Raw genomic sequence first — 8,605 nt, 5'->3', positions numbered from 1 at the left:
CCAGCCGCACCTTCTCCCAATCATCGTAGAAATACTCGGCGAGCAGCGGAATTATTTTGTTACGCATGACATCGTCCAGCTTGTCGCGACTGTCGCAGTCGATGAAATAGGCGTGGCCTATCTGATGCTCGCGATCGAACAGATATTCAATTCGCTCGTTAAGACGACGCAGCACAGACGACAGGTCCACTGTCCCAACCTTCAGATTCAGAAGGGAAGGACTTGGCATTAGCTCCTTGAAGTGAAACCGACGGCGCAATGCCGTATCGAGCAGCGCAATCGAGCGATCGGCGGTGTTCATGGTTCCGATGATGTGCAGATTTGCAGGAACACCAAAATCGTCTCCAGAATAGGGCAGCGTCACCGTTAGAGCGTTGATACATCCCAGGCGCTTGTCCGGTTCAATGAGCGTTATCAGCTCACCAAAGACTTTCGAAATATTGGCTCGATTAATCTCGTCAATGATCAGAACGTACGGAACCGAATCTCCATTCGGAATCCCGTTCTTGCCCTCGCCAATCGCATGCGCCGCCTGCTGAGCGACGGCAGCTACGCGCTTAAACACTCCATTGGTCGGCTTCAGACGGAAGCCCGCAATTGCCTGGCCGTCTCCGTCCTGGCCAAGGCTGGTGTCGGGCCGCAGCCCTTCTACAAATTCCTCATAGCTGTAGCTCTGATGGAATGTAACGAACGCAATACGTCCGGCTTGCTTCAGGGCGTTGAACCGCCTCATGAGCGCCTCGCGCCCGGGCTCCGCTGGCGGTCCTCCATCACAGAGCTTCACGGCCTCTAGAGCGCTTGAATATGTCTTTCCGGTTCCAGGTGGGCCGTAGAGAATCAGGTTAGTCGCCATTTGCTCAGACACGCGGGCCCCCTGCCCAACCGACTGCGTCAATTCCTGTTTTGATATCTGGTTTCCGGACGCGAACTGCTCATACCAGTCCAAGGCAGATCGTAGTTGCGCACCACTCGTCACGCGCACGCTTCTCACCGTCCGAGGAAACCCTTGCTCTCGGAAGGGAGCCGTCGGCTGATGCGTCAGACGGTTGGGCAGATTTGAATGCCGTCCTTCATTCGGCGCGTACACTAACTGTTCGACACCTGGGACTGATAATCCATTGTCCTCGAACCATAGCTGCACAATCTTATTGCCGCGCTGAAGCGCCAGTTCCCGCCCGTCAGCGAGAGCAAACGAAGCCAAATTCATTGTGTCGACCTTAGGCACTCCATATCGGCGACGCATTTCTGCTTCCGCGGCCGCGACGTTGATATCGTCCCCGTCACTGATTCCGAACGTGAATGTCGTTGTCGAGCTATTGAGGGGCCCCTCTCGCGCGACCAGCGAAACACCGGCCTCAGCAAGGAATTTGTCGCCCCCAATGGCGCTACATACAGCTGGGAAAGCATTACTAAGACCCAGGGCGCTGTGCACGTCGCTTGCTTTAATTGAGACAGAATTGTCGCCGCGCGCTCTTGCCGGTTCGATGAAATTCACACGCACGAAATGACGTATATCGTCGGCTTGACTCATGAACGACCTTCTAGAGTATCATAAGAGTGAAAACATCGGATCTATCTGCAACCCGGAATCAGTTCGGCATTTTGAGTAACCGTACAGCACCACTGGATTTTTCGATGCCCGATTGGACGCCTATACCATTAGATTATGAGAGATACGGCAAAGGAAGCGAGACGTTCGTTGCATTAGAGACCGTATTTGACGCGAATTCTCTGGGCAAGGCTACTCCCGCAGCTGACGCTGAGCGCCAGGACCACTTCCTACGCCAGTTGAAGAACATCTCCTGGCATCTGGGGACCGAGCATGTCCCGGTGTTCTTAAGCTTCAATGGTGACAAGCGTCGAATGGACAAAGGTTGTGTTGGGCACGCGGTCGCGGCCGGCGCAATCAAGGCTCCCACAAATGGATCCGATGGCTACGTCGTGAGCGTAACCCTATTAAGCAAGCCAGGCTCCACCGCGAACGACGCGGTTAACCCACTTACTCGGTTCAAACAAGGTTACCGTGCGTATGTCCTAAGCAAGTACAAGCAGTTTGACCTTACGCTCCAGCCTGGCGGCGATAAGGGATACTATTTCAAGGCGGTTGATTTCCCACCTTACATGCGCCTGGTGCACAGCTTCACAAAGTCATCGGTCATTCTGGTATTTGAAGGACGTTGGAAAAACGTCGCGTTGACCATCCTGACAGACTTACCCGACTCGATGCGGATCGAGCGCCATGACAAAACGGTCGATCTGGTCACAAGTACGCTTCCGATCGACTTTACTGCGCCCGTTGAAACTCAAGCTCGTCCGATTGATGCCGCCATGGAGGCAGCCAAGCAGCTTTTGCCGTATGCCAACTTGGTTCGTCAGGCTTTCGACCAAGAGGTCTCGACCGAGGCCGACCCTCGCCGCTCTTGATGATGGATTTGCAATCGAATTTCACACGTTAGACGTTATGGAAGGGCTGGGCTTTTTTAGCGCCGCTTGGGGCCAATCACGGACAATCGTCGAATAATTCTTGGGCAGCTATGATCTTATCCGTGCCGAACGGAAGCATCGATCCTGAAGCGGCTGATAGAAGCCGGGAAGTGAACACCTTGCTCAATCGACTAAAGCGAAACGAACGTCGGGGCAGCAAACCTAGATGCCACCTGCTGACACACGGGTCTCCAGATATAGTTGCTCAAAGGCTGACGGCCCTAGTGGCCCCCTTCGCAAGCATATCCCCGAGCGATTGTTGGATGCCGCTAGGCTTCGAAAGTACTGCAGAGGCCACTCTGCCGGAGGCAGTGCGCCTGTTGTCCGAAGATGTGCGGGTTGAACTTAAGCGGTGGTGGCTTGCTGTACCTTCGGATAAGACGCGAACACCTCACTGGGACATTGCCAGTACCTGCACGATCGAAGGCAAGGCCGGCATCGTATTGATCGAAGCCAAGGCGCACGAACAAGAGCTGATAAAGGAAGAGACTGGAAGGAAAGGCATTGAAACTGCCGTGTCTGGAAGTGCACGCCGCAACCTCCTGCGGATTGACTGGGCCATACGAGACGCGAATGCTGCTTTGGCTGAAGAGACCGGGCTGCCGTGGGCCCTATCGCGCGACTGGAACTATCAAATGTCGAACCGGTTTGCATGGGCGTGGAAGCTAGCGGATCTCGGCATTCCCGTCGTCCTGGTCTACCTGGGCTTTCTCAGCGCCAGCGAGATGAGCGACCAAGGCAGGCCATTTACCGACAATGTGGATTGGGAGGGCGTCGTGAAGCGTCATAGCCAGGCCCTGTTCGCCGCAGAGGTTTGGGGGCGGCGTTTGGCGTGTGGAAGCGTGCCGTTCGTCCCGTTGATCCGGTCGTTTGAGGTGCGTCTCACAGATTTGGCGGCGCCCTGATAACGAACGCGACGCAATGACCGCCCTGGGGTCACTTTCGACCGGTTCAGCGGGCTTGTCGGGTGGGTGTCCACTTGCATCAAGGCCGGATCTATTTAGTCAAGCCAGAAGCCCGCTGAACCGCCGCTGTCCACGCAGACTGCTGCAGCCGCTGGTTAGCGGCGTCAAAGTTGTTTTATATAACTGAGTAGAGCGGGCGGTCGATCGAGGAAGGAGTTAGTCATGGCTACCGGACGGGGGATGCAGCTTACCCGGCAGATCGGTGAACACCTTGTGGCGGCCGAACTTGGAAGGCTGGGCTATATTGCTGCACCCTTTGCCGGAAACGTACCACTGTACGACCTATTCGCGGCGGACAGCCGAGGTCACGCGATCCCCATCCAGGTGAAGGCAATCAACGGCGGGTCATGGCAATTCAACGCCGACGCCTTCTTGGACATAGAAGTGAAAAATGGTGAGCAGGTCGTCAAGGGTACGAAAAAGCTGCTCAACCCCAAACTGCTTTGTATATTCGTGCTGCTGGTCGAACGCGGCAAAGACGAATTCTATCTGTTTCACCTGAGCGACCTACAGAAGCACTGCGTCAAGGTTTACAAACCGCGCGGTAGATCTTCAAAGAATCCAGATTCGAGGCATTGCGCCGTATCGCCGAAGGAATTTAGTCGATTCAAGGAAAACTGGGAGCTCCTAGAGAGCGCATTGCAACAGTAGAAAATTGTTCAGGCTGTCGCGAGCTTGCCGAAGAGGCCCGATGTCGCCGGTGGGCGATAATCGGTTACCCAGACAGCAACCGCGATCGTGCGACGGCACAGTACGTCGCGCACGGCACGCAGGTATTTCGTTTCGGTCTAACAAACGCGGCAGGCATAATCAGCCACACAACATCGCATGCGTTTCCCCGGCGGACCGCCCGCCCTCCGTTCGCGCATGAGATGTTATGGAAGAAGTAGGTCAATGGCTGACTATGGCAGCTGGTATGCTCGCTAATTCTGCGTGCCCTCCGATCCCGGACCCCACGACCAGGGACAGTGAAGTATTATGTGCGCGTGTTACTCACTCAGCACTTTCCTGACAAACGCGAGTTGTCCCTGGCGCCTGATCAATCGCTGCTGGCAAGCGTCGCAACAAATCACCCTCTGCTGTCTCACGCCGCGGTCGGCAAAGACGAGTTCTAATAGCCAGGTCGAAAAGCTCCGGCGCGCAGTGCGTGTCGGTCCGCTAAAATAGCCGACTAAAGAATCGCGAAAGCATTCACGGCTCGTTGCCAAAGTTGCCATCCTGCCGATTTGAGCAACCTTCTGGTTCGACGCGGCCAACGCCTCGTGAGGCGGCAATCGCGCGTTCTCAACTGCCCGATCGGCCATAAACTGGAGAAGACCGCCGTCGCGGCTGCTTCTCTGATCGAAAAGGAGAACCGCGACAGAGGCCTTGCCGTCTCGGCCGGCGCGTCCGAATTCCTGCAGATAGTCCTCGACTGAGGATGGATGCTGCCAATGGATGACCATGCGAACGTTTGGAATGTCTAGGCCCATGCCGAACGCACTTGTACAGATAATGCGGTCGACCTTCGGGCGACTTTCCCCCGCAAACCTCTTCAAGAGCTGCTCCCGCTCCCAGGCATTGCCGAGCTGCGAGTAGTAGAAGGGCGTCTCCAGCCCGCATTCTGCAAGATAGTTCTGTAACGCCTGTCCAATCTTAAGGGTGGGCACAAAAATCATCACTTTCCCCCGACCCGGCATCGGGACACGGCAGAGCTGCGCGATCGCCTGAGGACGTTCGTCGAGCGGTACGCTCCATCGAAGAAGTCCAATGTTGGGGCGGTCGACCCCGCGGACAAATACCTGAGCGTCGGGAATCCCAAGCGAAGTCAAGATGCGCTTTTGCATCTCTTGGCCGGCGGTCGCTGTGAATGCTAGAATAGGGGGCGAACCCAGCGCCTCGCAAACTTCTTTGAGACGGCCGTACTCCGGTCTGAAATCCCTTCCCCACTGGTCAACGCAGTGGGCCTCGTCGATCACCAGAAACGCGGGACGAACGGACCGGAGCAGCTGTTGCTCATTGATGTTTTGAACAAAGAACCGCTCTGGTGCCACGTACAGCAGCTTGAAATGATTGTTGGTCAATAGACGGTAGCGAAGTCGCTTCTCATCCGCGTCGATATCGCTGTTGATAAAACTCGATGGAATCTTGCGCCTCAACAACGACGAAACCTGCTCACTCATCAGCGCCTTCAGAGGGGAGATGACCACACTGACCCCTTGCCGCAGCATCGCCGGCAATTGAAAACACAGCGTCTTGCCAAATCCCGTCGGACTGACGACCAGGAGTGATCGATTCGTTAGGGCAGCCTGCACGACCGGTAGCTGTCCATCCCGAAAGCGGGTTAAGCCGAACAACCGGAGCGCTGGACCAAAGAGCTCGCTTTGCTCAGGTACTTCACCCTGTCGATCAAGCCAACGAGCTAGTCTCACTGCCCATCGCTCGATTGCGCGGCGCGCCAGTCCGGCCGCCAGTCTGGGATGATGGGCCGCGTGACAGCCGTCGCACAGGGTGATCAAGTTTGAAGGCTCATCGCTGCCGCCGGCAGATCGGGGGAGAAGGTGATGAATATCGGCTTCACCTCGATCGCACGGTTTCTCGCATTCGACGCACTTGAAATTGTCGCGTCGAAGGATGCTCTCTCTAACTCTGCGCCAATCCTCTTCGACTGCGTACGTCAAGCCCATCCCGCTCTTGTACAAATAACTGGTCTCAAGCTCCGCCACGGTTCAGCGACTACTACCGCGATCTAATTCATCAAATCCCGGATCTCCTGATCAATCGCCCGCCAAGGTGCGTCGAGATTGACGGTGCAAACCAAGATCTTTCTGCCCAAGATCTCATACTGCTCTCGCAGGACACGATCTACCCTTGGATAGATCAACATTCCACTTGCCTCGATGCCACCTACAGCAGGCGCATTCATCAAATAGCTGGTCATTTGGTAGAGATTTGCGCTGTGGATCTTTTCGGCGTCGAAGAAACTTCCAAGCGTTTGGCGATAGAACTTTGCATCTATAATGCGGTACTCACCTGGCCGGGTGGTAGAGATGTCAGTTTGCATTCGCGGAAGCAGCACGAGATCGGGATCAGTCTCGCTGGCAGCTTGCCATTTGATGTTCTCGCTCCTTACGGCCCATTGCGGACATTCACGAGCGATGAAATTGAACAAGAAGCTTTGAAACAGCCGAGCCATCTTGTCGTCATCCCGTGTGAAGTCCCTGAATCTAGCCGAACCAGAGGCTTCGTCGACCAGCAAGGATTCAAACACCAAATTGGAGACGTCGAGCAAGAAACGATAAAAAAGGCTGCTTGAAGTGACACGAACGGAACTAAACGCATTGCGCGACAACTTGATGTCCTGAATGCCGTGCAGCGATCGGTAGGTTAGTTGGACCCTCTTTCTTAGGCCGCCGTCCATATCTTGGGCGCTCAGCAAAGTCTTCAAAGTCGCTTTCAGGATGCGATTTGCACTCGTATCCGCCGATATCTCATCAAAGGCGCAGAACGAACGACCCTGCATGAAAAGAAACCGTCGCACACTATTGGCAATATCAAGCCTACCCCGGACGCCACTTAGCTCCTCTTCCCTGAGCTTGTATCCTTGCTCCAATCCCCGACGAGCTAGGTGTTTTAGGCCGTCGCAAAGCACGACCGCAAAGAGATCGACCAACTCCGTTGTTGGCACCCTGCCAACATCAACAATTGCTCCTTGCTCTAACCGATTCCACGCGTAGCAGAGCAAGTAGTAGATGTTCTTTATCGGAATCTTCGACGCCACCGCGCTATCTCTTCAAGAGTTTCTGGCGCCAATCCTCGGCCTGTGAGCCGTCATACCAATACTCTTTCAGGAGCGGAATAATTTCGTGCTCAACGATTTCATTATAGGCGTCCTCCGCGTCCTCTTCGGCTGGAAGATCACAAAAGTAGCTATGACCTATTAGGAAGCCAGGGCCCAAATCGCGATCTTGGGCGATGGCTTTGTTTAGTTGGCCGAAGTTAACCCGAAGATGGACGATGACCGGCTCAGGGACACCACGACCCAGCAAGTATGAGTGAAACTCGGTTGTTTCAAAACCCGGAGCAATATCAAAGAACTTAAACCGCCTGCGGAGCGCGTAATCGACCAATGCCAGGGACCGATCCGCGGTATTCATAAGCCCGACAATGTGGAGATTGTCCGGTATATAGAACCGCTCGTCGGCTTCAGTAGAGTAAGCGAGCTCCAACGCGAACTTTTTGTCACGTTTATCGCTTTCAACGAGCATGAGTAGTTCACCGAATACTTTGCTCAAATTCGCTCGGTTAATCTCGTCTATGATAAGCACGTACGGTTGTCCCGGATCAGCTTTCGCCAGCTGACAAGCGCGCACGAAAATTCCGTCTCTACGTTCAAATCCACCCTTTCCGTCGGGGCGGTATCCTTGAACGAAGTCTTCGTAAGCGTACGAAGCATGAAATTGGACCACGCGAATCCTGGCAGGATCATCACCTCCCGCGAACACTTGGGCTAGACGCTGCGCGAAGAACGTCTTCCCGACGCCTGGCGGACCCTGCAGTATGATGTTTTTCTTCTTCCTCAGCTGGTCGAGGAGAAGCTCAAATCGATCCTTACTGACGAAGAGATCCTTGATTGCGTCGTCAACTCCAACAATGCTCGGTGCATCCTCTTCAGGAGTCGTTGATACCGCCTTGGACGCCTGCAGCTGTGACTGATAGGACGAAATCATCCGGTCCAGCCGAATTGCCAGTTGATCAAGATCCAGACCGTCCGGAACCTCGAACGCTACGTCAACGAAGGAGGCGCCGTACCGCTCGGGGTCCCTGGAATGCTCCTGCCGCAAATACGTCGCGACGGTTCTCGGTTGATCGAGCCCGTTCCATTCGATGGTGGGCGCATTGGTTTCACTTATTCCATAAGCCAAGATGAGAACACGGGCTTCTCGGTAGTACAGCAACACGGGGTAGATTCCGTCACTAACCTTCTGACCCGTTCCAAGGAACGCGATCCAAGGGACACGAGAAAACACCCCTTGTCCAAATCCGACCTTGACCTGCAATCCTCGATACTCCTTCGGATAATCACTTGTGCGCAGATCCTGGCCTCCGTTTGCCTGCGCCAAGAATCTATCGACTAGGTCATTTATGAACTTCTTCGGCACAATGGAGAATCCAAG

General features: G+C 54.8%; 7 protein-coding genes. 3 read left to right on the top strand and 4 right to left on the bottom strand.

All coding sequences use genetic code 11. The features are described 5' to 3' along the window. A partial coding sequence (locus AC628_RS30835) for an McrB family protein (RefSeq protein WP_168193482.1) occupies positions 1-1,531 on the bottom strand: 1,531 nt, incomplete at its 3' end. A gap of 104 nt (positions 1,532-1,635) precedes the next feature. On the opposite strand from AC628_RS30835, the gene AC628_RS30830 reads away from it, so the two are divergent. The 3 genes from AC628_RS30830 (at position 1,636) to AC628_RS30820 (ending at position 4,100) form a co-directional block, all read left to right on the top strand. Next, complete coding sequence (locus AC628_RS30830) at positions 1,636-2,424, top strand: hypothetical protein (protein WP_074130554.1); 789 nt, start codon at positions 1,636-1,638, stop codon at positions 2,422-2,424. 323 nt (positions 2,425-2,747) lie between these two features. Next, complete coding sequence (locus AC628_RS30825; protein WP_074130553.1) at positions 2,748-3,389, top strand: hypothetical protein; 642 nt, start codon at positions 2,748-2,750, stop codon at positions 3,387-3,389. 222 nt (positions 3,390-3,611) lie between these two features. Further along, positions 3,612-4,100, top strand: a complete 489-nt coding sequence (locus AC628_RS30820) for a hypothetical protein (protein WP_143201888.1) — start codon at positions 3,612-3,614, stop codon at positions 4,098-4,100. Between the two features lie 338 nt (positions 4,101-4,438). Here AC628_RS30820 and AC628_RS30815 read toward each other — a convergent pair whose 3' ends face one another. The 3 genes from AC628_RS30815 to AC628_RS44355 all read right to left on the bottom strand — a co-directional run. After that, on the bottom strand, positions 4,439-6,109 hold the full coding sequence (locus AC628_RS30815) for a RecQ family ATP-dependent DNA helicase (protein WP_245321406.1): 1,671 nt from the start codon (positions 6,107-6,109) through the stop codon (positions 4,439-4,441). 68 nt (positions 6,110-6,177) lie between these two features. Beyond that, positions 6,178-7,209: a 5-methylcytosine restriction system specificity protein McrC gene (locus tag AC628_RS30810; protein ID WP_074130551.1), complete on the bottom strand. Its 1,032-nt coding sequence runs from the start codon at positions 7,207-7,209 to the stop codon at positions 6,178-6,180. Positions 7,210-7,213: 4 nt separating this feature from the next. After that, positions 7,214-8,605 (bottom strand): AAA family ATPase (locus tag AC628_RS44355; RefSeq protein ID WP_210190283.1); only part of this gene is annotated, 1,392 nt, incomplete at its 5' end.

Origin of the sequence: Bradyrhizobium sp. NAS96.2 (genome assembly GCF_001908235.1) — a bacterium.
Classification (GTDB): domain Bacteria; phylum Pseudomonadota; class Alphaproteobacteria; order Rhizobiales; family Xanthobacteraceae; genus Bradyrhizobium.
Note: the sequence above shows the minus strand (reverse complement) of the source record. Positions and strands in the feature narration are given on the sequence as shown.